Origin of the sequence: Synechococcus sp. KORDI-100, from assembly GCF_000737535.1 — a bacterium.
In the GTDB taxonomy this organism is placed as follows: domain Bacteria; phylum Cyanobacteriota; class Cyanobacteriia; order PCC-6307; family Cyanobiaceae; genus Parasynechococcus.
The window spans coordinates 1485887-1508856 of sequence record NZ_CP006269.1; the positions used below are offsets into that span (position 1 = coordinate 1485887).

Consider the following 22970-nt stretch of genomic DNA (forward strand, 5'->3'; position numbering starts at 1 on the left):
ACAGAAGGCCACTAGGATCGCTGCGCGAAAGGGACTCATGATCACCGTCACCGAGCTGCTGGCACCGGTTGAAAACGACCTCGAGACCCTGCTAAGTGATCTGCGCAGCCTGATCGGCGCGGGACATCCAATTCTCCAGGCTGCCGCTGAACATTTATTTAGCGCCGGTGGCAAGCGTATCCGCCCAGGCATCGTCCTGTTGATCTCCCGTGCCCTGGCCAGGGATGGCGAGTTGTCGGCCCGTCACCGTCGCCTGGCTGAGATCACCGAGATGATCCACACGGCCTCGCTCGTTCACGATGATGTGGTCGACGAAGCGTCCACCCGGCGTGGCGTTGAAACGGTTCACAGCCGCTTTGACGCACGGGTTGCTGTTCTGGCCGGTGATTTTCTCTTTGCCCAGGCCAGTTGGCATCTCGCCAATCTGGATGATCTGGATGTGGTCAAGCTGCTCAGCCGCGTCATCATGGATCTGGCTGACGGCGAAGTGAAACAGGGGTTGTTTCGCTATGAAACCGGACAGAGTTTTGAGACGTACCTCGAGAAGAGTTACTGCAAAACCGCCTCTCTGATTGCCAACAGCTCCCGGGCAGCGGGTGTTCTCAGTTCATGCACCGAGCCCCAACTCGACGGCTTGTATCAATTCGGCCGCCAACTCGGGCTGGCCTTCCAGGTTGTCGATGACATCCTTGATTTCACCGGCAGCGAGCAGCAGCTTGGTAAGCCGGCGGCCAGCGATCTGGCCAGTGGTTACCTCACAGCACCCTGTTTTTATGCCATGGAGGAACATCCTGAGCTGACTGCTCTGATTGACCGCCAGTTCAGTGGAGCTGAGGATCTCGATCGAGCGCTGGCGATGGTGCGTTCCTCGAAGGCGATCCCGAGAACACGGGAGCTGGCCGAAACCTTTGCCCGTGAGTCGAGGGAAGCGATCGCATGGTTGCCCGACTCCCCCTCCAAACGGGCTCTGATGGAGCTCCCTGATTTCGTTCTCAGCCGTCTGTATTGATCAGACAGTCCAGGACCGTCGACAGACTGCTGATGTGACACGGGTCAACCTCCAGTGAGTCGCATCCCGTCTCTCGATCCAGGACCCAAACCCGACATCCGGCGGCCTTGGCTGCTGCGGTTCCTGCTCTTGAATCCTCCAGTGCCCAGCATTGCTTTGGACTGACCCGCAGTCGTCGGGCCGCCAACAGGAACGGTGCCGGATCAGGTTTTCCAGCGATCAATTCGGGATCATCGCCATAGATCCGGACCTCGATCAATCCAAGCCAGGGGTGGGGTCCGCTTTTGAAGCGGACGGACTCCTCACTGCTGCTGGTGACCAAGGCCATGGGAATCTTCTCTCGATGGCAGAAGCGGATCAGATCGTTCGCCGCAGGCATGGCGTTTGCCTTGACCAACAGCTTTTTCACAATCGGTTGCTGAACCGCCAGCAGGGCCTCAGTCCCCACCGGTTCCGGCAGCCTTTCACTGACGTGTTGGGCACAGTCCTGACGGCGACGGCCTCTCAGTTGCAGCAGCTCGTCGTCACTGAGGTGTCCGCCGAAATGGGCAGCAGCTTCTGCCCAGGCCCGCCCATGCAGGGGCTCGGTGTTGAGCAGGAGGCCATCGAGATCGAACAGACACGCGGCGGGACGGATGCGGATGCTCATGGTTTCCAGTCAAGTCCCTCTGGCCTTGCCGACGGATTGCAACGAGTCCGGGGTGGCTGGCCCCGCCCTTCCTACCCTGGCCAGCGAGCTGGGAGACAAGCGCCTGCCGTGACTGACACCAAGACGACGATCGAGAGCGTGCTGCAGGAAGGTCGGGTCTTCGATCCGCCGGCTGCCATGGCGTCCCAGGCTCGGATCGGCAGTCTGGATGCCTACCGGCAGCTTGCTGATGCTGCCAGGCTTGATCCCGACGCGTTTTGGGGCGAAGCGGCCTGTCGCGAACTTCATTGGTTTGAGCCGTTTCACACTGTTCTCGACTGGAGTGATGCGCCCTTCGCGCGTTGGTTTGAAGGTGGGACCACCAATCTGTCCTTCAATTGCCTTGATCGCCATCTCACCGGGCCTACGGCCAATAAAACAGCCCTGATCTGGGAGGGCGAACCGGGAGATGTTCGTCGGTTCACCTACCGCAAGTTGCATGCCGAGGTCTGCAAGGCCGCCAATGCCTTGAAGGCGATCGGCGTTGGCAAGGGAGACCTGGTGGCTCTCTACATGCCCATGATTCCTGAGGCAGCGATCGCCATGCTGGCCTGTGCGCGAATCGGTGCGCCTCATTCGGTGGTGTTTGGCGGATTTTCCGCGGAGGCCCTCCGAGACCGTCTCATCGATGGTGATGTCAAGACGGTGATCACGGCCGACGGCGGTTTTCGCAAGGACAAACCCGTCTCCCTGAAGCCGGCTGTGGACGCAGCCCTGGCCGACGGTGCCTGTCCATCCGTTCAATCGGTGCTGGTGGTGCAGCGCACCAAGCAGGACATCACGATGGTGGAGGGTCGCGACCAGTGGTGGCATGCGCTGGTGGATGGTCAGAGCGACGACTGCCCCGCTGAGCCGATGGCCAGTGAGGATCGCTTGTTCGTGCTGTACACCTCAGGCTCTACCGGTAAACCCAAGGGTGTGGTGCACACCACGGCTGGCTACAACCTCTGGGCCCATCTCACCTTCCAGTGGATCTTCGACATCCGGGACGATGATGTCTACTGGTGCACGGCCGATGTGGGCTGGATCACCGGCCACAGCTACATCGTCTACGGACCGTTGTCCAACGGCGCCACCACCGTGATGTTCGAGGGTGCCCCTCGCCCGTCCAAACCCGGTGCGTTCTGGGAACTCGTGCAGAAGCATGGCATCACGATCTTCTACACGGCACCTACGGCGATTCGTGCCTTCATGAAAAGCGGCCGAGAGGTCCCGGATCAGTACGACATGGGCAGCCTGCGCCTGCTGGGAACCGTCGGGGAACCGATCAACCCGGAAGCCTGGATGTGGTATCGCGATGTGATTGGTGGCAATCGCTGTCCCATCGTCGACACCTGGTGGCAGACCGAAACCGGCGGAGTGATGATCAGCCCGCTTCCAGGGGCCACGCCCACCAAGCCTGGTTCGGCCACGCTCCCATTGCCAGGGATCCAGGCCGACATTGTTGATGCGGAAGGCAACAGCTGCGGAGCTGACGAAGGCGGTTATCTGGCAGTACGCGCTCCATGGCCGGGAATGATGCGCACGGTGCACGGGAATCCCCAGCGGTTCCGCGAAAGTTACTGGGAGCACATCCGACCAGCCGATGGCTCATACCTCTATTTCGCGGGCGATGGTGCTCGCCGTGACGCTGACGGCTACTTCTGGGTAATGGGTCGCGTTGACGATGTGATCAACGTGTCAGGTCATCGGCTTGGAACGATGGAGATTGAATCGGCTCTCGTGAGTCACGCTGCTGTTGCTGAAGCGGCTGTGGTCGGCCGACCGGATGATCTCAAGGGAGAGGGGATTGTGGCCTTCGTGACCCTGGAGGCTGGTCGTGTGCCTGAGTCAGCGCTTGTCGCGGAATTACGCGCACATGTGGGCAAGGAGATCGGTCCGATTGCCAGACCGGACGAGATCCGCTGCAGTGATGCCCTGCCCAAAACCCGCAGCGGCAAGATCATGCGCCGGATTCTTCGGGCACTGGCTGCGGGAGAAGAGGTAACCGGCGATACCAGCACCTTGGAGGATCGCTCCGTGCTCGATCGGCTGCGGGCCTGATGGTTTTGGTTTAAAGCATCGCCTGATCTCTGATGGTGGTGGTGAGGCGTCGCGTCACCGCCACCCGCTTCGGATCATCCGCCCAGTCCCCCAGAACGCTGCGGCGCAACCCTGCACTGGCGGGGGTCAGATGGTTACCTGGGAGGTGCAGAACCTCGCTGGCATCCTCAGGGCGCTGACGAAGAGCCGCGATCAGGTCATCACTCTGGTCAAGTTCGTCACGTCCGAAACGCACAACAAGATTGCGGGGTTGCAGATAATGCCGGCTGATCAATCGCAGGGTTTCTGCAGGGCTTGGACTGAATTCCGTCTCTACTCCAAGACGCGGTGCCAGGTCGCCCAGCAGGGGAATCGAGCGATCCGCTGCGAAGTTGTTGAAACTCAGGGCCACAAGGCTGTTGCTGCCTCGTCCTCCGTCGGGAGCCAGAAGCAGGAGTTTGCAGCCGAGGCTGTGACCCAGTCGCAACGACGGGGGAAGTGACCCACTGCGTTCGATGAGTCGCCGCCGAGCCTCTCGCAATTCGCTCCAGGCCTCACGAGCCAAAGCCTGATGGTCGAATCCTGGAACATATGCCCAAGCGTGAACGGCGATGTTCAACTGGGCGAGGTCCTCCAGCAGCCTGCGGTAGCTCAGCTGAGGTGTTGCGGCGAGATAGCTCCCACCAATGAATTCCACCAGGGCCTGAGGCCGGTTCGGGCGGAGCTGCCAGAGATTTCCCTGCTGTCGCCAGCTGTTCATGCCGCCGGAGTTGAGGCGAGGCTCCTGATCACGCGCAGAGACTCCCGAACGTGGGCGGGGCCGTCGAGGAGATTCTCGATGATGTGCCGGATGATTCCATCACCATCCACCACATAGGTGACGCGACCGGGCAGCAATCCCATCGCTCTGGGCACACCGAGGCGTTTGCGCAGAGCATTGTTGGTGTCGCACAGCAATGGATAAGCCAAGCTGTGGCGATTGGCGAAGCGTCGATGGCTGACCGCGTCGTCAGCACTGACGCCCCACACCACTGCTCCGAGTTCGGTCAGAGCCTTGTGGTTGTCCCGGAAACTGCAGGCTTCAATCGTGCAGCCCGGCGTGTCGTCCTTGGGGTAGAAGAACAACACCAGGGGGCGACCGGCGAGATCATCACTTGATCGCTGTTCGCCGTCCTGGTCGAGAAGGTTGAAGGAAGGGAGACGATCACCGGCCCTGAGTGCCATCACAGCGCATGAGAGAGGGTTGAGCCTAGGGATCGTCGGCCTTGCCTGGCGCGGGACAATCAGCGCAGGGAGGATCGTTCGGCATGGGTGAGCAACTGAATCTGCTGAGTGGAGAGCCTCAGGTGTCTGCCTCGGAGCCCACCACGGCATCAGGGCCAATGGTCGTTCCCGACAGCCTGCCTGTGCCCAACAGCCTGCTGATCATTGACACCGAAACCAGCGGTCTCGATCCCGAGCAGGATCACTGTCTTGAAGTGGGATCGATTTTGTTCTCCGTGGCCGATCGGGTGGTTCTCGCCCAGCAATCGTTCCTGCTTCCGGTGTCCAGCAACGCGGCAGAACCGATCAACCGCATTCCAGCCTCTGTGACCCGTCTGCCTCAACCGTGGAGGCAGGCTCTGGATTACTTCTCAGCACTGATTGATGCCGCTGATGTTCTGGTGGCCCACAACGCGGCTTTCGATCGTCAGTGGTTCGGCCATGGTTCGCTTCCCGCTGTCCAACGACCCTGGCTTTGCACGATGGAGGACATCCGATGGCCAGCGGAGCGGCAACTGCGCAGTCGCCCTTCCGTCCGTGATCTCGCCTTGGCCTACGAGATCCCGGTCTGGGCTGCCCATCGTGCCCTGAGCGACTGCACTTACATCGCCGAAGTGTTTCGTCGCTGCGAGGATCTCGAGGGTCTGTTGATCAGGGGACTTGAGCCGCGCCAGTTGATGCGGGCCCAGGTCTCCTACGACAATCGCCATCTCGCCAAAGATGCGGGATTCCGCTGGAATGATCCGATCAAGGGCGCCTGGACACGGCGCCTGAGCGAGCGAGAGGCTTCAGAGCTTGCCTTCTCCGTTGATGCTGTTGAGCCACTGCCGGAGCATCAGGCAGCCTGAGCAGCGCGGTCGTTCCTTTTGCTTCATCTCTCCGAAGCCACTGCGTTGTTTTTCCGAATTCCGCTGCATTGTCAGCAGGCTGTTGTCATGGCGGCCTTCATTCACCATCAGCAACGTCCACTTCGCTCACGTCTGCGTCACTGGCAGCAGGTGCGCACCTGGGCTCGTCTGATCCGTGAAGCTGAAGCCCTGTGGCATGTCGATGTCCGAGCGCTTCGACGGCTGGGGGCCGTTGAGCTGTCGCAGCTGATCGAGGAAGTTCCCGCGACGCACCGGCGCCGTGTAAACCGCTGGCTGGATTCCTACTCCGTGGCAACACGCTTGCACCGTGTTCCCAGTTCGCAGAGAGATGACAATGCTTGCTGAATACCAGTTTTTGTTGAACAGCAGTTTTTGCTCAACAACAAGCTGGCTGAATGTTTGGAGCTTGAGTGAAATAGATGTCAACCAATTGATTACCCAATTTTAAACGAATCCTAACGACGAAGATTGTTGATCCAGGCTACTTCTGGGGCGCAGATTTTCACCGAAAGGTCTCCCATGAGCTTCGCAAAGAAGGCTCTTCTCTTGTCTTCTGTTCTCGTCCTCGGGGCTGGCATGTCCGCCTCGGCCGCTGGAAAGCTGAACGGTGCTGGCGCAACGTTTCCCGCCAAGATTTATCAGCGTTGGTTTGCTGAACTGGCTAAGTCCGGTGGGCCCAGGGTTAATTACCAGGCTGTCGGTTCCGGTTCAGGGCGCAAGGCGTTCATTGATCAAACGGTCAACTTCGGTGCATCGGATGACCCGATGAAGAAGACGGATATGGCCAAGGTGAAGCGCGGTGTGGTTTAGATTACAATGGTTGGTGGAACCATTGCATTCGGATACAACAAGCCTGGCTGCAACCTGAAGCTGACCCAGAAGAAGGCTGTCTTGGTTGCCATGGGCAAGATCAAGAACTGGAAGGATCTTGGCTGCGCGCCCGGAACGCTCGTCTGGGTACACCGTTCCGATGGCTCCGGAACGACCAAGGCTTTCACCAATTCCATTCAGGCGTTCTCCTCTAAATGGACGTTGGGAACCGGAAAGTCTGTGAAGTGGCCAGCAGGAGTTGGTGCGAAAGGGAATTCCGGCGTCGCTGCAGTGATCCAGAACCGCGTGGGTGCCATCGGTTATGTGAACCAGTCGTACATCAAGGGAAAAGTTGTTGCCGCTGCCCTTCAGAACAAGTCCGGCGAGTTCCTCAAGCCTTCCGTGTCCTCTGGCGCCAAGGCCCTGAATGGCATCAAGCTTGATTCCGATCTCGCTGGCAAGAACCCCAACCCTTCCGCCAAAGGTGCTTACCCAATTGCAACCCTCACCTGGGTTCTTGCTTACAAGAAGGGCAACGGTGCCAATGCTGCCGCGGTGCAAAAGGCCTTCAACTACATGCTGAGCTCGAAGGCTCAGCAGCAGGCACCCAGCCTTGGTTTTGTCCCGCTGAAGGGCGACATCCTGGCCAAGTCCAAGGCTGCTGTGAAGAAAATCGGCAAATGAATCGTTGCTGATTCATGTTGTTGGTCAGCCTGGTCGTAGGGGGAGCTTGTGCTCCCCCCTTTTTTTGTCAAGACATAAGTCGACGGATCTGGTGATTTCTTGAACCACGCTTAGTCAAGATTTAACCAGTTGAACATCATTTTTTTGCCTTGTTGTCCTCTCCTTCTTCATACATTCTGTCTGACTCAGAGGATGACTTCGTGGTTGCGGTCCCTTCCCGAGAACATTCTCACCGACGAGATGTTTTAGAGAACTTCTAGAAAGTAATTATCAACGACGCAACCTTGTTCATCTCACATCAGACAGTGTTGTCCCTCTTTTGAAGAACAACATCTGGCTTGTTGTGCGTGGCATGGTGAAACTGGGTGCGGTCACCGTTCACGGCGATGAACTTCTTCTGGGACTTGTCGGACCAGGTGAACCTTTTGCTGAACACCTCAGCAACGTGGAGGCCTACGACGCGGTCGTTCTGTCGGACTGCGATCTCCTGTGTTTATCGATGACAGATGTCCAGCAAACACCAGAGTTGGCCCTCGCGATGATGGACGCGATCGCTGCCCGCTATCGGCAGGCTGAATCGCTGTTGGCCCTGCTTGGACTTCGCCGCGTTGAAGATCGTCTGCGTGGGTTTCTCGAGTTGCTGGCACAGGATTACGGCCAGCCCTGTGAGGATGGCCTGAGACTCAACCTGCGTCTGACGCACCAGGAGATTGCGAGTGCGCTCAGCACCACACGTGTCACGGTCACTCGCGTGCTTGTTCTTCTGCGCGACGAAGGTTGGCTCTAGACGGATTCTCAGCGTTTTCTGGTGATCTCCCATCTGCCTCACCGCTGACAGCCTTAACAACAGCTTCAGCGCGAGAGCCTCACCATCGGCATCCTCATCATCGACAGCCTCACCACTTACGATTTTTTGGCTGGCAAAAAAAACCGGCGAGTGACGCCGGCTGGCTCCTGATCGGGTGAATCGGGGAGCGAATGGACGGTTGAATCGGAGCGGCGGGATTTGAACCCACGACCCCCACTACCCCAAAGTGGTGCGCTACCAAGCTGCGCTACGCCCCGTCAGATTCAAGCTATCACAGAGAATTGCGGCGTCTGGCACGGTTCAGGAGGCGGGCTGTGAGACGGTCTCTGCTCTCTGAGGCATAGCCGTAAACCCGGCGTTGTCTGGCCAGGCGTCGAAGCTCCAGAAGCGTCATGGAGGCCAGCCGTAATTCGGGGAGTGTCCTCCAGGCCCGAGAACTCATGGGCAGGGGATCCGTCGTTGCAGCGCTGCCAAGGGTGAGGGTTCCCTCGGCCAGCCACTCGGGGATCAACACCACGAGAACAGCGATCAATCCATACAGCTCCACCACCCCCCGCGGCAGTGGATGCAATTGATGTCGCGACTCTCGCTTCTCCGGTGCGTTCACGCGGGGGAGCCCACCGCTCAGGTCCCATCACGATGCCATCTCTGCGTCAGGTCGCCCGTTGCAGGTGGTCAGATCCGCAATGTTCCTGAGGATTCTGGGGCAGGTTGCTGTGTTGGTGCCTGATCTCGCCAGAGCAGCTGCGAGGGGCCTGTCCGATCTGGAACTCGTGTCGTGAAGACCAATCCGAACACCAGAAACAGGGTGAGCAGCATGGCCAGGATCACCATCCGATCCGACAGCTCAGGCATCAGCTCAGAGCGATGGGTGAGTTGTCACTGCGCAGCACACAGTGGCTGATGGACCAGTCGTACTGGGCCCAGATCGTTGATGGCAATCGATACCCAGCACCCTTGAAGTCTCCGAGTGATGTCTGGGTCGGCATTGCCGAACAGTACGGACGACTGCCTGGTTTTGCCAGGTACTGCTGGTGGTAGGGCTCTGCGAAGTAGAAGGTTTGATCGGCCTTGATCTCCGTGGTGATCGCACCGTATCCACGGGAGTTGAGCTGCTCCTGGTAGGCGTCGCGGCTGGCGAGCGCCAGGGCCATCTGCCGTTCTGTGGTGGTGTAGATCGCTGATCGGTACTGGCTGCCGCTGTCGTTGCCCTGTCGGTCACCCTGCGTCGGATCGTGGCATTCCCAGAACAGCTTCAGCAGATCGGAGAAATCGATGGCGGGCGTGCTCCAGACAACGCGAACCCCCTCCGTATGGCCTGTGCGGCCTGAACAGACCTGTTGATACGTGGGATCAGTCATCTCCCCCCCCGCGTATCCCACGGCGGTCGTCACCACACCAGGAAGTCTCCAGAAGCCTTTCTCGGCTCCCCAGAAACATCCACAGGCGAAGATCGCTTCCTCCTGGTCCGTCATCAATGGGGCTCTCAGGGGCGAACCCAGCACGGCATGGCGTTCCTCGCTGGAGTCGACCGTGCCTCTGGAGGATGAAAGCCAGGAGGGAAACATGCTGAAGCGACTGGTCTCCAGAGCCTAAACAGACCTGTTGAGACCCCGAGGCGCCATTACCACGCGCGCGATCAATCAGCTTGCGACGCTGGTTCCTGAGTCGGCTCAACCTGAATGTGATTGATCAGGGTGGTCACAAAAGCGAACAGCAGGAAAGGCAGGCTCAGCACAAGGATCAAGCCAACGCCGACCAGCGCGAATAGAGGTCGGGAGGAACCCATCAGTGCCAGTCCGGCGGCCAGGCTCACGAAGATCACCGCCATCCACGCCAGCACCTGGCCGTAGATATCACCGAAGGTGAGTGTGCAGCGGACGGAAAAAGGGTTGCTGCTGGTCATGACCTGGGAGGACGTTTGTTCAGCTAAGGCGGACAGGCTTGGTTTGTCCGGCAATGTTCAAAACTCTTTCAGGACGCCATCGCATCCAGTTGTTCAGCAGCCTGCTGGCGTTCCCAGAGTCGCTGATAGGTGCCATGGGTACGGATCAGATCGTTGTGATGACCTTGCTGGACGATTCTGCCTGCTTCCATGACCAGAATCCGATCGCAGGCTGCGGCAGCGGACAGTTGATGACTGATCATCACGATGGTGCGGTCATCCTGGCCGCGAATCGACTCAAGAACCGCTGCAGCGGTGTTGTTGTCGACACTGGCGAGCGCGTCGTCGAGAACGAGCACAGGGGACGACACCAGCAGTGCCCTCCCCAGGGCGGTCCGCTGCCGCTGGCCGCCGCTGAGGGTGATTCCCCTCTCTCCAACCACGGTCTGGAAGCCATCGGGAAATCCGCGGACATCATCGGCGATGCGGGCCTGTTCCGCTGAGTGGCGCACCTGCGCATCGCTGGCCTCGGGATCTCCGTAGCGCAGGTTGTCCGCCAGGGTGCTGGTGAACAAAAAGCCTTCCTGGGGCACCATGGCCACGGATCGGCGGAGGGTGTCCAGCGGCAGGCAGGTGACGTCCACGCCGTCAAGGAACAGTTGCCCGGGCTCCACCGGCACCATGCGACCGAATGCTTTGGCCAGCGTTGTCTTCCCGCAGCCAACCGGCCCTACAACGGAGACAAGTTCGCCTTCCTTGATGCTGAAGTCGACGCCGTGCAGGGTGTCCTGCTGGGCACCCTCGTACCGGATCCTGAGGCCCCTGGCCTCCAGTGTTCCTCTCAGGCGCTCAGTCACAGGGTTGGCTGTCAGCGGTGCAGAGGTGGGCTGCTGATCGCGAATCAGCGGCACGCGCTGAAGCAGTTCCTCCACACGTTCGAGGCTGACCTGGCCGATCTGGAAGGTGTTGAGCGTGAACCCCAGTAACGCCGTCGGGAAGACCAGCTGTCCGACGTACAGGATCAGGGCAACCAGATCACCGGTGCTGACAGTGCCAGCTTCAAGCTTCCCGCTTCCCAGCGACAGCAGCAGCAGCAGTGAGATGGAGGAAATCCCCTCCAGCAGCGGAAACAGGGTGCTGCGTGTTCGGGAGAGGCGGATCTGGCTGTCTCGATAGTTGTGATTGCGCTCGCTGAACGCCGCCAGTTCCGATGACTCCTGGCTGTAGATCTTGATGGCGCCGATCCCGGAGAGGTCCTCCTGGATCAGGTCACTCAGATCGGCCAGATTTTCCTGCTGACGGCGCTGCTGATGCATCATGCGACTGCCGAAAAGCCGCACACAGGCCAGCATCACCGGATAGGGCCCGACCGCGACAAGGGTGAGCACGGGGTCGATCGCCAGCATGGCGGGCAGCGTGAGGCTGTACACCAAGGCGGTGTTGGTCAGGCTCAGGATTGAAAATCCCAGCAGCCGGCGGATGTTCTCAACATCACTTGTGGCGCGAGCGATCACCTCGCCGCTGCCGGTGCTCTGAACCCAGGCAGGCTCCTGCCTGAGCATGTGATCAAACACTCGTTGCCGCAGCTCGACTTCAACCTGACGCCCGACGCCGAAGACCAGCTGTCGGGAGAAGAGTCGGACCACGGCCATCACACTTGCCAGCAGGGCGATCCAGCCGGCCTGCTGCAAGACGCTTCCGTAATCGAATCCCCCCTGGAGCTCATCGACAGCACTGCGGACTTCCCTCGGGATCGTCACTCCCAGAAGGTTGACGATGACAAGGGCGATCGCCCCGAGCAGCACGGTGCGCCGGTGGGGGCGCAGATAGCGGCCGATCAGATCCAGGCGCAGGGCGGCCACGGCGTCAACCATGAGGAGCGCCAACCTAATCAGGCAACTGCATCAAGCTGTCAGAAGCACCGCTCAGCCCATGTCAGAACCGGAGTCCACGGATGCCTCCAGCCAGAGCCATCCCCTGGAGGCAAGCGATCGAGACCACCTGGACCGCATGCTGGCGAGGGAGTCGCCGCAGGATGGTGATCTGGCCGACCTGGCGCGCCTGCTGATTCGTTACGACGGCTTTCCGGGGGCTGATGATCTCCAGAGGGATATGCAGCGGCTTCTGTCGATCTGGAAACTCAGCCGTGATGAGCTCAACCAGCGGGTGAGAGGTCTCTGGACTGCGGGGTATCGCCCCGGCCCAGCCGGTGATGAGGCGGTTGGATCGGGATTTGATACCAGCGAGGCCGAGGGCAGCTGAGCGAATGCTGGTCACGAAAGCGCTTTTTGGGGGATAGTGGAGATGTCCCCATCACCCGGCCCGGAGTGCGTTGCACCCGGGTTTTTTTCTGTCACTGGTCCGTCGCCATGTCCTTTGAACGTCCGTCCTGGCCAGCACTTCTCGACAGCGTCATCGAAGGGCACCATCTCAGCGACGAGCAGTCCACTGCCCTGATGCGGGCCTGGCTGGCCGAGGAGCTCACGCCGGTTCAGACCGGTGGCTTCCTCATCGCCTTGCGTGCCAAAGGACTGGTGTCCGAGGAACTGGCGGCGATGGCGGCTGTTCTGCGTGAGGCATGCCCCCTTCCCTGTGAACGGCCCGAACTCCTGATGGTCGACACCTGTGGCACCGGTGGTGATGGTGCCGACACCTTCAACATCTCGACAGCTGTTGCTTTCACTGCGGCGGCCTGTGGCGTGTCGGTGGCCAAGCACGGCAACCGCAGTGCCAGCGGCAAGGTGGGCTCTGCCGATGTTCTGGAGGGTCTCGGTCTGCAGCTCAAGGCACCACTGGCAACGGTGGTGAAGGCCCTTTCAACGGCTGGTGTCACCTTTCTCTTCGCTCCGGCATGGCATCCGGCTCTCGTGAACCTGGCGCCTCTGCGACGCAGCCTTGGTGTTCGCACGGTGTTCAACCTGCTTGGACCGTTGGTGAACCCCCTCCGACCCCAGGCCCAGGTGCTGGGGGTGGCTCGCGAGCAACTTCTGCTGCCGATGGCAGGGGCCTTGCGGGATCTTGGAGTCCAGCGATCCATCGTTGTTCATGGTGCTGGAGGACTGGATGAAGCGTCCCTTGCCGGTCCCAATCAGTTGCAGATGATTGAAGCCGGCACCATCACGCCGCAGACCATCGCCCCCGAGGATGTCGGCCTGATCCAGGCTCCGCTGGAGGCACTCAAGGGTGGTGATCTGTCCGCCAATCAGGAGATCTTGCGTTCGGTGCTGCAAGGACGGGGCAGCCGCGCTCAGATGGATGTCGTGGCCTTCAACACGGCACTGGTGCTCTGGGCCGCCGGCCAGGAGCAGGATCTCGCACGGGCTGTGCAGCAGTCCCTGGATGTGATGGAACGTGGGCTGCCCTGGCAGCGCCTCGAGGGACTGCGTATGGCTTTGGCCGATCGAAATGGAGAATGAAGACAGATCGCTTCGCATCGGACAGCGCTGATGACTGATTCATCGTCCGCTGATGCTCATCTCATCCTTGCGGATGGCACCGTCCTCCGGGGCCGCTCATTCGGTCATCGGGGCTCCGTTGTCGGGGAGGTGGTGTTCAACACAGGAATGACTGGATATCAGGAAGTGATCACGGATCCGAGTTATGCGGGTCAGCTGGTCACATTCACCTATCCGGAGTTGGGAAACACCGGGGTGAATCCCGAGGACCAGGAGGCAGAGCGTCCCCATGCCCGTGGAGTGATTGCCCGCCAGCTGGCTCCGAGGCCGAGCAACTGGCGCTGTCAGCAGCCTCTCGACACGTGGATGGCTGAACACGATGTCGTCGGGATCTGCGGCATCGATACCCGAGCGCTCGTTCGTCATCTGCGGGAGGGCGGTGCCATGAACGGGGTGATCAGCAGCGATGGACGCTCCCAGACCGAGCTGTTGGCCGAGCTCCGCTCCGCTCCATCGATGGAAGGCCTCAACCTGGCTGATCAGGTGAGCACCAAAACGCCTTACTCACGCTCGACTCCCTCTCGTGTCGGGTTCGATCAGCGCCTCAAGTCGCGGCTGGAGCACCCCTACCGCGTTGCAGCGATCGATTTCGGGATCAAACGGGCCATTCTCGATCGTCTTGTGGCCCATGGCTGCGATGTGACCGTGTTTCCCGCAGACACGAATTTGAACACTGTGCTGCAGGATTCACCGGACGGCGTGTTCCTCTCCAACGGTCCCGGTGATCCGTCCGCCGTCGTCGGGGGAATCACGTTGGCCAGGCAACTCCTTGAGCAGGCCGATCTCCCCTTGTTCGGGATCTGTCTTGGCCATCAGATTCTGGGTTTAGCCCTCGGAGGAAGCACGTTCAAGCTGGCGTATGGCCATCGCGGCCTGAACCATCCATGTGGCACCACAGGACAGGTTGAGATCACCAGCCAGAACCATGGCTTCGCATTGGATGCGACGTCGTTGCCAAAGGACGTCGTGGATGTCACCCACTGGAACCTCAACGACCGCACCGTGGCCGCCTTTGCCCATCGTTATCAACCTGTCTTCGGAGTGCAATATCACCCTGAGGCCAGTCCAGGACCGCATGATGCCGATCATCACTTCGCCCGATTTGCGGCGTTGATGGGGGAACGCCGCTCAGGGCGTGGTTGACAGTCGCCAGGATCCCTACACTCCGTGCGTGAATGCCCGGAGGGGTTGGTCCCATCAGCGAATTGCAGCGACTGACCGTTTCGCTCCGCGGCGGCTTTGATCAGAAGGATGGCTGCCTGGTGTTTCACTTCACCGGTCAGTTGGATGCCTATTCCGAGAAGCAGTTCATGGACTACGTGGGCGATGTCCTCAAAGCCAGCAAACTGCCTTCAGTAATTGATCTGAGCAAGATTGATTTCCTCGACTCCTCAGGCCTTGGAGCGCTTGTTCAGGTCTCCAAGAGGTGCAAGGACGCCAAACGATCATTTGCAGTTGTGGGCAACTCCAGAGTCACTCAGACAGTGAAACTTGTACGCCTTGAGGAGTTTCTGAATTTGGTGAATGATCTGCCTACAGCGCTCAGTCGGATGACCGCTTGAGCGACTGGATCCGAGGCCATCCGCATTCACCGGGTTCTTCTGATCTGGGCGTGCTGCAGCTCGCCTGGCTTGGCGATGCCGTCTGGGAACTTCATCAACGCCTGCGCCATTGCCGACAACCCGGTCGTTCAGACGATCTTCATCGTGCCGTCGTGGCCGAAGTGAGAGCCGATGCTCAAGCCATTGCTTTGCAACGGCTTGAACCCTGGCTCGAGGACGAGGAAAAGGCTCTGGTTCGCCGAGGTCGCAACCGCGCCGGCCGCGGACCCCGATCAGCTGATGCTGCGACCTATGGCCAGGCCACTGGATTTGAGACAATGGTTGGCTGGCTGTTTTTGCACAATCCAGACCGCCTCGCGCAGCTACTGGATCAGCTGGAAAGCACCGGACAACCGTCGAAACAACGCTTCGAAACCCCATGAGTCCTCGTTTTGAACGTCGTTCCGGTGGTCCGCCACGCGATCCACGATCCAGCCGTGATGGCCGTCCCCTGAGGGATGGCAGACGCCGCACAGGTGGAAGTTCGCGATCCGAATCGGACAGCCGTGGACGTCGCGAATGGCGACGCGACTGGAATCCCACCCCTGACCAGCCTCGTGGCGAGCGACCGATGCGACGCCGGGACGATGAAATGGGATCGGAACGTTTTGATCGATCCCGACCTGGCCCATCCCGCAGCGGTCCATCCCGTTCGGGCCCATCCCGAAATGGTCCGACGCGTTCCGGCCCGACCCGCAGCGGTCCATCGCGTTCTCCGGCTCGTGCCGGTTCATCCCGTTCTGGCACGTCTCGGTCAGGATCACGTCCGGAATGGGGAGCTGGCCCGCGCGCTGGCCTTCGCAATGGACCGCGTGATTCCCGCCAAGAACGGATGCCGCGCTCGATGCAGGACCGTCGACCACCATCGCGGATGGGTCCCCAGCGCGAACTGGAGCCGGAAGCGTTCGCAGCCTCACCACCGCCCGATGACCTGATCTGGGGGCGACACGCCAGTCTTGCGGCCTTGGAATCCGGGCGTCCGATTCACAGAATCTGGTGTACGCCTGAAATGCGGAGCGCAGCCAAGTTCCTGCAGCTTCTTCGAGATGCCAAGAGTTCCGGCGTCCTTGTCGAGGAGGTCACCTGGGCTCGCCTCGGTCAGGTCACCGGAGGCTCGGTGCATCAGGGCATCGCGCTGCAGACGGCCGCTGCAGACACCCTTGACCTCGATGCCCTGATCAACGGCTGCAAGGAGCTGGGTGAGGCGCCACTTCTGCTGGCCCTTGATGGCGTCACCGATCCCCACAATCTCGGGGCTGTGGTCCGGTCCGCCGAAGCGATGGGAGCCCACGGTGTGGTTCTGCCGCAGCGGCGCAGTGCTGGACTCACCGGTTCCGTCGCCAAGGTGGCGGCCGGCGCGCTGGAGCATATGCCGGTGGCCCGCGTTGTCAATCTCAATCGATCACTCGAGACACTCAAGGATGCTGGTTACCGCGTCATCGGTCTCGCTGCCGAGGGCGACACGACGCTGCTGGATGTGGATCTGGACGGACCTCTTGTTCTGGTGACCGGTTCCGAGAGCCAGGGACTGTCTCTGCTGACCCGGCGCCATTGTGATCACCTCGTCCGGATTCCACTGCGTGGCGTGACCCCCAGCCTGAATGCCTCGGTGGCCACGGCTCTCTGCGTCTATGAAGTGGCTCGTCGAGGCTGGATGAAAGACATCCACGGCCAGGCTCCATCCCCACCGATGACCAGGCCGAAAACCGCACCTGTTCAGGACTCGCCCTCCACTGATGTGGCTGTCGCGACTGAGCAGGCTGTTTCCACTGAGCAGGCTGTTTCCACTGAGCAGGTCTTCGAATCAGCCCAGGCCGTGTCGCCAGAACCGCAAACGTCATCAGGGCCAGCCTTCCAATCAGAACAGCCGCCTAGGTCAGAACAGCCAGCGACTTCAGAACAGACAGCGACGTCACAACAACCCGATCAGAAACAACAACCGTCATCGCCCAAGGATGGTTCAGACACTCCGTTGACGGAAGTTGCGCTGGATCTCAGTCAATCGCCGCAGGGCGCTTCGATCCGGTTTGATCAGAGCATCCAATTATCGTCCTGATTTGACAGCACATTCGCCCCGAGGAGTGCAAAATGCTGGGGCGATTTCTCGGTTGCATGAGTCCTCTGATCCAGCCGTTGCGCAGTCTCGCCAACGGACTCGGCATGGCCTGGTGGGCCAGGGTGGAAACCGAAGGGCCAGACGTCACGTACTGGTTCGGCCCCTTCGTCACGCGTCGTGGTCTTGAGAGAGAGCTCGGCAAATTCCTTGAGGACATCGGCTCAGAACAGCCGTCGTCGATGAACCACACCGTGTTGCGGACCCGGCGCGGAGAACCCCTCACCATCGCAGCCGAGGGCTGAACCAACGACTGATAGCGTCGCCGCAGCGTCCGTTTGCCGGAGATGACCATAAGCGCGTGGCGTCAGCAATTGCTGAATGGCGAGGTGTCGTCGCGGGAGCTGGTGGACCAGCAACTGGAGCGCATCCAAACCGTTGACCCTCAGATCCATGCCTTTGTGGAGCTCACCGCGGATCGTGCTCGGGCCGATGCCGATCGAATCGATGCTGCCCGGGCGGCAGGCGATGAGCTCGGTGCTTTGGCTGGGGTTCCCCTTGCAATCAAAGACAACCTCTGCACCCGTGGCGTTCGCACCACCTGTTCGAGTCGGATGCTGGAGACCTTCGTGCCTCCCTATGAATCCACGGTGACCGAGCGGCTTTGGTCCTCAGGCGCCGTGTTGATTGGGAAGACCAATCTGGACGAGTTCGCGATGGGGGGCTCCACGGAGACCTCTGCTTTCGGACCCACCGCCAATCCCTGGAACACAGCCCACGTACCGGGTGGTAGTTCTGGAGGCAGTGCGGCTGCCGTGGCTGCCGGTGAGTGCATGGCGGCCCTTGGCTCGGACACGGGAGGGTCGATTCGTCAGCCTGCATCGTTCTGCGGTGTGGTGGGTCTCAAACCCACCTACGGCCGAGTCAGTCGCTGGGGTCTTGTTGCGTTTGCCAGTTCCCTAGACCAGGTTGGCCCGTTCTCGTCCTGCGTTGCGGATGCGGCGGAGCTGCTTCAGGTGATGGCTGGTCCTGATCCCCGTGATTCCACCTGCCTGAAGGCTCCAGTACCGAATTACCTCTCCGGATTGAATCAAAACATTCGGGGACTGAAGGTTGGCCTGATCAGAGAATGCTTTGAAGCCGACGGCCTTGATCCTGAGGTGAAGCAGTCGGTCATGACGGCTGCCTCCCAGCTGGAGGCTCTCGGCGCTGAGCTTGTGGAGTTGAGTTGTCCCCGCTTCACCGATGGAATTGCGACCTACTACGTGATCGCGCCTTCCGAGGCGTCGGCGAACCTCGCCCGCTACGACGGCGTGAAATACGGTTATCGAGCGGAGGATGCGGAGTCCCTGGCAGCGATGACGGCGCGCAGTCGTGCTGAAGGGTTCGGCGCCGAGGTGCAGCGTCGGATTCTGATCGGCACCTATGCCCTCTCGGCGGGCTACGTCGATGCTTACTACAAGAAAGCTCAGCAGGTGCGGACGTTGATCCGACGTGACTTTGATGCGGCATTTCAGAGCGTGGATGTTCTGCTGACTCCAACGGCTCCCTCCACAGCCTTCCGTGCGGGTGCCCACGCCGACGACCCCCTGTCCATGTATCTGGCGGATCTGCTGACGATTCCGGTCAATCTCGCCGGTCTGCCTGCCATCAGTGTCCCCTGCGGGTTCAGCAATGCAGGTCTCCCGATCGGCGTACAACTCATCGGCAACGTGCTCGAGGAGGCTCGGATTCTTCAGGTGGCTCACCAGTACGAACAAGTTGCAGACATCGATGCACAACGCCCGTCGGCGTCTTTGATTCCATAGTCAGCACCACATGTGGTGCTGACGGCTTGTTGCCACGCTTGATCTTGCGTTGGGTCCTAGGCTGTGGACATGGCTTTTGTTCCGCTCCACAACCACAGCGACTACAGCCTCCTGGATGGAGCTTCGCAGCTTCCTGGAATGGTGGAGCGGGCGCAACAGCTGGGAATGCCGGCCATTGCACTCACAGATCATGGCGTCATGTATGGCGCGATCGAGCTGCTGAAGTTGTGCAAGGGCACGAATCTCAAGCCGATCATCGGCAACGAGATGTATGTGATCAATGGATCGATCGACGATCCGCAGCAAAAAAAGGAGAAGCGCTACCACCTTGTCGTTCTTGCCAAGAACGCCACGGGCTACCGAAATCTGGTGAAGCTCACGAGCATCAGCCATCTACGTGGCATGCGTGGCCGCGGAATTTTTTCCCGTGCCTGCATCGACAAGCATCTCCTCAAGCAATACAGCGAAGGCTTGATCGTGGCGACCGCCTGTCTGGGGGGTGAGATTCCCCAGGCGATTCTTCGCGGCAGGCCAGAGGTCGCTCGCGACGTGGCGCGTTGGTATCAGGAGATCTTTGGTGAGGATTTCTATCTGGAGATCCAGGATCACGGCTCTCCCGAAGATCGCATCGTCAATGTCGAGATCGTCAGGATCGCGCGTGAACTCGGGATTGAGCTGGTCGCGACAAACGATGCCCATTACCTCAGTAAGCAGGACGTTGAGGCCCACGACGCCCTGCTCTGCGTTCTCACAGGCAAGCTGATCAGTGATGAGAAGCGACTTCGCTACACCGGGACCGAATACATCAAAAGTGAAGAAGAGATGCGACGTCTCTTCGCCGATCACCTCGAACCAGCGGTTGTGCAGGAAGCGATCGCCAACACCGTGAAGGTTGCCGAGAAAGTCGAGGCTTACGACATTCTTGGTCACTACCAGATGCCAAGGTTCCCAATTCCAGAGGGACACACAGCTGAGACCTATCTCCGAGAGGTGACTGAACAGGGGCTCAGAGATCGCCTGGAGCTGAAGGCTGAGTCGGAGATCGATCCGCTCTACGCCGACCGCATGATCCATGAGTTGAAGATCATGGAGCAGATGGGATTCCCCACGTATTTCCTGGTGGTGTGGGATTACATCCGCTTCGCACGAGAGCAGAACATCCCGGTGGGTCCTGGCCGGGGATCCGCTGCAGGGTCACTGGTTGCCTACGCCCTCGGAATCACCAACATCGACCCGGTGAGCAATGGCCTTCTGTTTGAACGATTTCTGAATCCGGAACGCAAGTCGATGCCAGATATCGACACCGATTTCTGCATCGAGCGCCGTGGCGAGGTGATTGACTACGTCACCGAACGCTATGGCGACGACAAGGTCGCGCAGATCATCACGTTCAACCGGATGACGTCCAAGGCTGTACTCAAGGATGTCGCCCGTGTGCTGGATATTCCCTACGGCGATGCCGACAGGCTGGCCAAATTGATTCCTGTGGTGCGCGGCAAACCAGCCAATCTCAAGGCAATGATCGGGCCTGAGTCACCGAATCCTGAGTTTCGCGACAAGTACGACTCTGATCCGATGGTGAAGCGTTGGGTTGATATGGCGATGCGGATCGAGGGAACCAACAAGACGTTTGGTGTTCATGCCGCCGGAGTGGTGATTGCAGCCGATCCTCTTGATCAACTGGTGCCTCTTCAGCGCAACAACGATGGTCAGGTGATCACCCAGTACTTCATGGAGGACGTGGAGTCGATGGGTCTTCTGAAAATGGATTTTCTGGGGCTCAAAAACCTCACGATGATCGATAAAACCCTGGAGCTCGTTGAGGTGAGCAGTGGAGAGCGGGTGAACCCGGATCGGTTGCCCCCCCAGGACCCAGAGACCTATGCCCTGCTTGCACGAGGTGACCTCGAGGGTATTTTCCAGCTCGAGTCCAGTGGCATGCGTCAGATCGTCCGCGATCTCAAGCCTTCATCCCTCGAGGACATTTCGTCGATCCTCGCTTTGTATCGTCCGGGTCCACTGGATGCGGGGCTGATTCCCAAGTTCATCAACCGCAAACACGGACGTGAAGCGATCGACTTCGCCCATGCCACTCTCGAGCCGATCCTCAGTGAGACCTACGGGATCATGGTCTACCAGGAGCAGATCATGCGAATCGCCCAGGATCTTGCTGGTTACTCACTGGGCCAGGCTGACCTGCTGCGCCGAGCCATGGGCAAGAAAAAGGTCTCGGAAATGCAGAAACATCGAGGAATTTTTGTCAAAGGAGCCGCCGATCGTGGGGTGGCTGAATCGGTAGCCGATGAGTTGTTCGATCAGATGGTGCTGTTCGCTGAGTACTGCTTCAACAAAAGTCATTCGACAGCTTATGGAGCTGTGACGTATCAGACGGCCTATCTGAAGGCTCACTACCCCGTTGCCTACATGGCGGCTTTGCTCACGGTGAATGCCGGTGCTGCAGACAAGGTTCAGCGATACATCTCGAACTGCAACGCCATGGGCATTGAAGTGCTGCCCCCTGATGTCAATGCGTCGAGAACCGATTTCACGCCGACTGGTGATCGCATCCTGTTTGGACTCTCAGCTGTTCGAAATCTGGGGGACGGGGCCATCCGTCAATTGATTTCAGAGCGGGAGCACGCAGGACCCTTCCGTTCACTGGCTGATCTCTGCGATCGATTGCCATCCTCGGCGCTCAACAGACGCGGTCTTGAAGCCTTGATTCACTGCGGTGCCCTTGATGCCCTCGATGACAGTGGCAATCGCGCCCAACTGATGGCTGATCTGGATCTGTTGCTGGAATGGGCTTCATCGAGGGCGAAGGACAGGGACAGTGGCCAGGGAAATCTCTTCGATCTCATGGCCTCAGCTCAGGATGCTGACGCGCCGGCAGACCTGAGCCTGGCGCCCAAGGCCTCCCCTGTTGCCGACTATCCCCCTGCAGAAAAGCTGCGTCTCGAGAAGGAGCTCGTTGGCTTCTACCTTTCGGATCATCCTCTGAAACAACTCACGGCCCCGGCCAAGCTTCTTGCGCCGATCGGTCTGGGCTCCCTTGAGGAGCAACCCGATAAAACCAAGGTGAGCGCGATTGCGATGATCAGCGAACTCCGTCAGGTCACGACGCGCAAGGGCGATCGAATGGCCATCCTGCAGCTGGAGGATCTCACCGGCAGCTGCGAGGCAGTGGTGTTCCCCAAGAGCTATGCCCGCCTCTCTGATCATCTGATTGCAGAAACAAGACTGCTTGTCTGGGCAGGCGTCGACCGACGTGATGAACGGGTGCAACTGATCATTGACGACTGCCGTGCCATCGACGATGTTCAGTTGCTGCTCGTTGAATTATCTGGTGAGCAAGCCAGCGACATCGCCGTGCAGCACAAACTCCGTGAGTGCCTGCAGCAGCACATGCCGGATCGAGAGGAGCTTGGGATCAAGGTTCCCGTGATTGCCGAAGTCCGGCTCGGTGATTCGGTTCGTTATGTGCGTCTTGGATCCCAGTTCTGTGTGCGCGACCCCTTGGCTGCCAGTCGGGATCTGCAGACTGAGCAGTTCTCGGCGCGTTGCAGTGGGCAGCTGGTGGTCGGTTAGTTGGAACGATTTTGTTTTTGAGCTCGAATGGAGCTGCGCATTCGATCCAGGTTGGTTCGAAGATTTTCCAAACCAAGAAGGCTTCCATCGTTGGCTTCCCAACTGGCCGACAAAACTCCGTAGCTCAGGCCCCCAAGGCCAAGGAGGAAGCAGAAGCCTGATGCCGCAAGAGTTGTCCCCGGTGCGATGTCAGCAATGTCACGGGTGATGAGGACATAACTGCCCACAAACACTCCCATGCCCGCCAGTGTTGGAAGCCCGGTGAACACGGCAACACGCCGTGCCATGCGGTTGGCGACTGACTTCGGGATGGCCTGTGTCGCCTTGGCGTTTCCAGCCGATGGTGTCGACCCGGCCTTACCCCTGTCTGGTTCGAAGGGCAGCCCCCTGCGTTGATTGCCCATAAGGTGCGGGACCCCGAGTCAGG

At 59.7% G+C, this 22970-nt stretch carries 23 protein-coding genes, 1 tRNA gene and 1 pseudogene; 15 read left to right on the plus strand and 10 right to left on the minus strand.

The genetic code is table 11. The features are described 5' to 3' along the window. Nucleotides 1-37: 37 nt before the first annotated feature. On the plus strand, nucleotides 38-1009 hold the full coding sequence (gene sds / locus KR100_RS07465) for a solanesyl diphosphate synthase (protein WP_038544497.1): 972 nt from the start codon (nucleotides 38-40) through the stop codon (nucleotides 1007-1009). Here the strand turns inward: sds and KR100_RS07470 are convergent. Continuing rightward, nucleotides 993-1658 (minus strand): HAD family phosphatase, encoded by a 666-nt coding sequence (locus KR100_RS07470; RefSeq protein WP_038544500.1) that lies wholly within the window; start codon nucleotides 1656-1658, stop codon nucleotides 993-995. The two genes, sds and KR100_RS07470, sit on opposite strands and share 17 nt — an antisense overlap. Nucleotides 1659-1766: 108 nt before the next feature. On the opposite strand from KR100_RS07470, the gene acs reads away from it, so the two are divergent. Beyond that, on the plus strand, nucleotides 1767-3740 hold the full coding sequence (gene acs / locus KR100_RS07475; protein ID WP_038544502.1) for an acetate--CoA ligase: 1974 nt from the start codon (nucleotides 1767-1769) through the stop codon (nucleotides 3738-3740). 10 nt (nucleotides 3741-3750) lie between these two features. Here the strand turns inward: acs and KR100_RS07480 are convergent, their stop codons facing one another. Further along, a complete protein-coding gene (locus KR100_RS07480; RefSeq protein ID WP_038544504.1) occupies nucleotides 3751-4479 on the minus strand; it encodes a DUF1350 family protein in 729 nt (242 codons plus the stop codon). After that, entirely contained in the window at nucleotides 4476-4943 is a 468-nt protein-coding gene (locus KR100_RS07485) for a peroxiredoxin (RefSeq protein WP_038544507.1), read from the minus strand. The genes KR100_RS07480 and KR100_RS07485 overlap by 4 nt, the downstream gene beginning before the upstream one ends. 83 nt (nucleotides 4944-5026) lie before the next feature. Here KR100_RS07485 and KR100_RS07490 point away from each other — a divergent pair, with 83 nt between their 5' ends. From KR100_RS07490 to KR100_RS07505, 4 genes and pseudogenes are all read left to right on the plus strand, one after another. Continuing rightward, complete coding sequence (locus tag KR100_RS07490) at nucleotides 5027-5830, plus strand: 3'-5' exonuclease (protein WP_038544509.1); 804 nt, start codon at nucleotides 5027-5029, stop codon at nucleotides 5828-5830. Nucleotides 5831-5917: 87 nt separating this feature from the next. Next, a complete protein-coding gene (locus tag KR100_RS07495; RefSeq protein ID WP_038548285.1) occupies nucleotides 5918-6196 on the plus strand; it encodes a hypothetical protein in 279 nt (92 codons plus the stop codon). Nucleotides 6197-6370: 174 nt separating this feature from the next. Further along, nucleotides 6371-7345: pseudogene (pstS, locus tag KR100_RS07500) on the plus strand (phosphate ABC transporter substrate-binding protein PstS). 319 nt (nucleotides 7346-7664) lie between these two features. Next, nucleotides 7665-8132, plus strand: coding sequence for a Crp/Fnr family transcriptional regulator (locus KR100_RS07505; protein WP_156097973.1), 468 nt, complete (start codon nucleotides 7665-7667; stop codon nucleotides 8130-8132). A gap of 204 nt (nucleotides 8133-8336) precedes the next feature. Here the strand turns inward: KR100_RS07505 and KR100_RS07510 are convergent. The 6 genes from KR100_RS07510 to KR100_RS07535 all read right to left on the minus strand — a co-directional run bounded on the left by KR100_RS07510 (nucleotide 8337) and on the right by KR100_RS07535 (nucleotide 11900). Next, a tRNA-Pro gene (locus KR100_RS07510) sits at nucleotides 8337-8410 on the minus strand. Between the two features lie 14 nt (nucleotides 8411-8424). After that, a complete protein-coding gene (locus KR100_RS07515; protein WP_038544511.1) occupies nucleotides 8425-8760 on the minus strand; it encodes a hypothetical protein in 336 nt (111 codons plus the stop codon). A gap of 68 nt (nucleotides 8761-8828) precedes the next feature. After that, nucleotides 8829-9008: a hypothetical protein gene (locus tag KR100_RS07520; protein ID WP_038544513.1), complete on the minus strand. Its 180-nt coding sequence runs from the start codon at nucleotides 9006-9008 to the stop codon at nucleotides 8829-8831. Beyond that, the gene (gene msrA / locus KR100_RS07525; RefSeq protein ID WP_038544515.1) at nucleotides 9008-9721 is read right to left on the minus strand and encodes a peptide-methionine (S)-S-oxide reductase MsrA; all 714 of its coding nucleotides are present in this window, start codon (nucleotides 9719-9721) and stop codon (nucleotides 9008-9010) included. Before msrA ends, KR100_RS07520 begins: the two co-directional genes overlap by 1 nt. A 71-nt stretch (nucleotides 9722-9792) precedes the next feature. Beyond that, on the minus strand, nucleotides 9793-10059 hold the full coding sequence (locus tag KR100_RS07530; protein WP_038548289.1) for a hypothetical protein: 267 nt from the start codon (nucleotides 10057-10059) through the stop codon (nucleotides 9793-9795). A gap of 68 nt (nucleotides 10060-10127) precedes the next feature. Continuing rightward, nucleotides 10128-11900 carry an ABC transporter ATP-binding protein gene (locus tag KR100_RS07535; protein ID WP_038548292.1) on the minus strand — a complete coding sequence of 591 codons (1773 nt, stop codon included), beginning with the start codon at nucleotides 11898-11900 and terminating at the stop codon, nucleotides 10128-10130. A 70-nt stretch (nucleotides 11901-11970) separates the two neighbouring features. Between KR100_RS07535 and KR100_RS07540 the strand changes: the two genes are divergently transcribed. The 9 genes from KR100_RS07540 (at nucleotide 11971) to KR100_RS07580 (ending at nucleotide 22543) form a co-directional block, all read left to right on the plus strand. Then, on the plus strand, nucleotides 11971-12300 hold the full coding sequence (locus tag KR100_RS07540) for a DUF3288 family protein (RefSeq protein ID WP_038548293.1): 330 nt from the start codon (nucleotides 11971-11973) through the stop codon (nucleotides 12298-12300). Between the two features lie 107 nt (nucleotides 12301-12407). Beyond that, on the plus strand, nucleotides 12408-13454 hold the full coding sequence (trpD, locus tag KR100_RS07545; RefSeq protein WP_038544518.1) for an anthranilate phosphoribosyltransferase: 1047 nt from the start codon (nucleotides 12408-12410) through the stop codon (nucleotides 13452-13454). Nucleotides 13455-13484: 30 nt separating this feature from the next. Further along, nucleotides 13485-14636 (plus strand): glutamine-hydrolyzing carbamoyl-phosphate synthase small subunit, encoded by a 1152-nt coding sequence (gene carA, locus KR100_RS07550; protein WP_038544520.1) that lies wholly within the window; start codon nucleotides 13485-13487, stop codon nucleotides 14634-14636. Nucleotides 14637-14668: 32 nt separating this feature from the next. Continuing rightward, on the plus strand, nucleotides 14669-15055 hold the full coding sequence (locus KR100_RS07555; RefSeq protein ID WP_038544521.1) for an STAS domain-containing protein: 387 nt from the start codon (nucleotides 14669-14671) through the stop codon (nucleotides 15053-15055). Continuing rightward, nucleotides 15052-15477, plus strand: a complete 426-nt coding sequence (locus tag KR100_RS07560; RefSeq protein WP_051847383.1) for a ribonuclease III domain-containing protein — start codon at nucleotides 15052-15054, stop codon at nucleotides 15475-15477. The genes KR100_RS07555 and KR100_RS07560 overlap by 4 nt, the downstream gene beginning before the upstream one ends. Next, nucleotides 15474-17150 (plus strand): 23S rRNA (guanosine(2251)-2'-O)-methyltransferase RlmB, encoded by a 1677-nt coding sequence (rlmB, locus tag KR100_RS07565; protein ID WP_038544523.1) that lies wholly within the window; start codon nucleotides 15474-15476, stop codon nucleotides 17148-17150. Before KR100_RS07560 ends, rlmB begins: the two co-directional genes overlap by 4 nt. 56 nt (nucleotides 17151-17206) lie before the next feature. Continuing rightward, nucleotides 17207-17452 (plus strand): DUF1816 domain-containing protein, encoded by a 246-nt coding sequence (locus KR100_RS07570; RefSeq protein WP_038548298.1) that lies wholly within the window; start codon nucleotides 17207-17209, stop codon nucleotides 17450-17452. 42 nt (nucleotides 17453-17494) lie between these two features. After that, nucleotides 17495-18955 carry an Asp-tRNA(Asn)/Glu-tRNA(Gln) amidotransferase subunit GatA gene (gene gatA / locus KR100_RS07575; RefSeq protein WP_038548300.1) on the plus strand — a complete coding sequence of 487 codons (1461 nt, stop codon included), beginning with the start codon at nucleotides 17495-17497 and terminating at the stop codon, nucleotides 18953-18955. Nucleotides 18956-19024: 69 nt separating this feature from the next. Beyond that, nucleotides 19025-22543: a DNA polymerase III subunit alpha gene (locus KR100_RS07580; protein ID WP_038544525.1), complete on the plus strand. Its 3519-nt coding sequence runs from the start codon at nucleotides 19025-19027 to the stop codon at nucleotides 22541-22543. Here the strand turns inward: KR100_RS07580 and KR100_RS07585 are convergent. Continuing rightward, the gene (locus KR100_RS07585; protein ID WP_038544527.1) at nucleotides 22540-22947 is read right to left on the minus strand and encodes a PAM68 family protein; all 408 of its coding nucleotides are present in this window, start codon (nucleotides 22945-22947) and stop codon (nucleotides 22540-22542) included. The two genes, KR100_RS07580 and KR100_RS07585, sit on opposite strands and share 4 nt — an antisense overlap. Nucleotides 22948-22970: the final 23 nt, after the last annotated feature.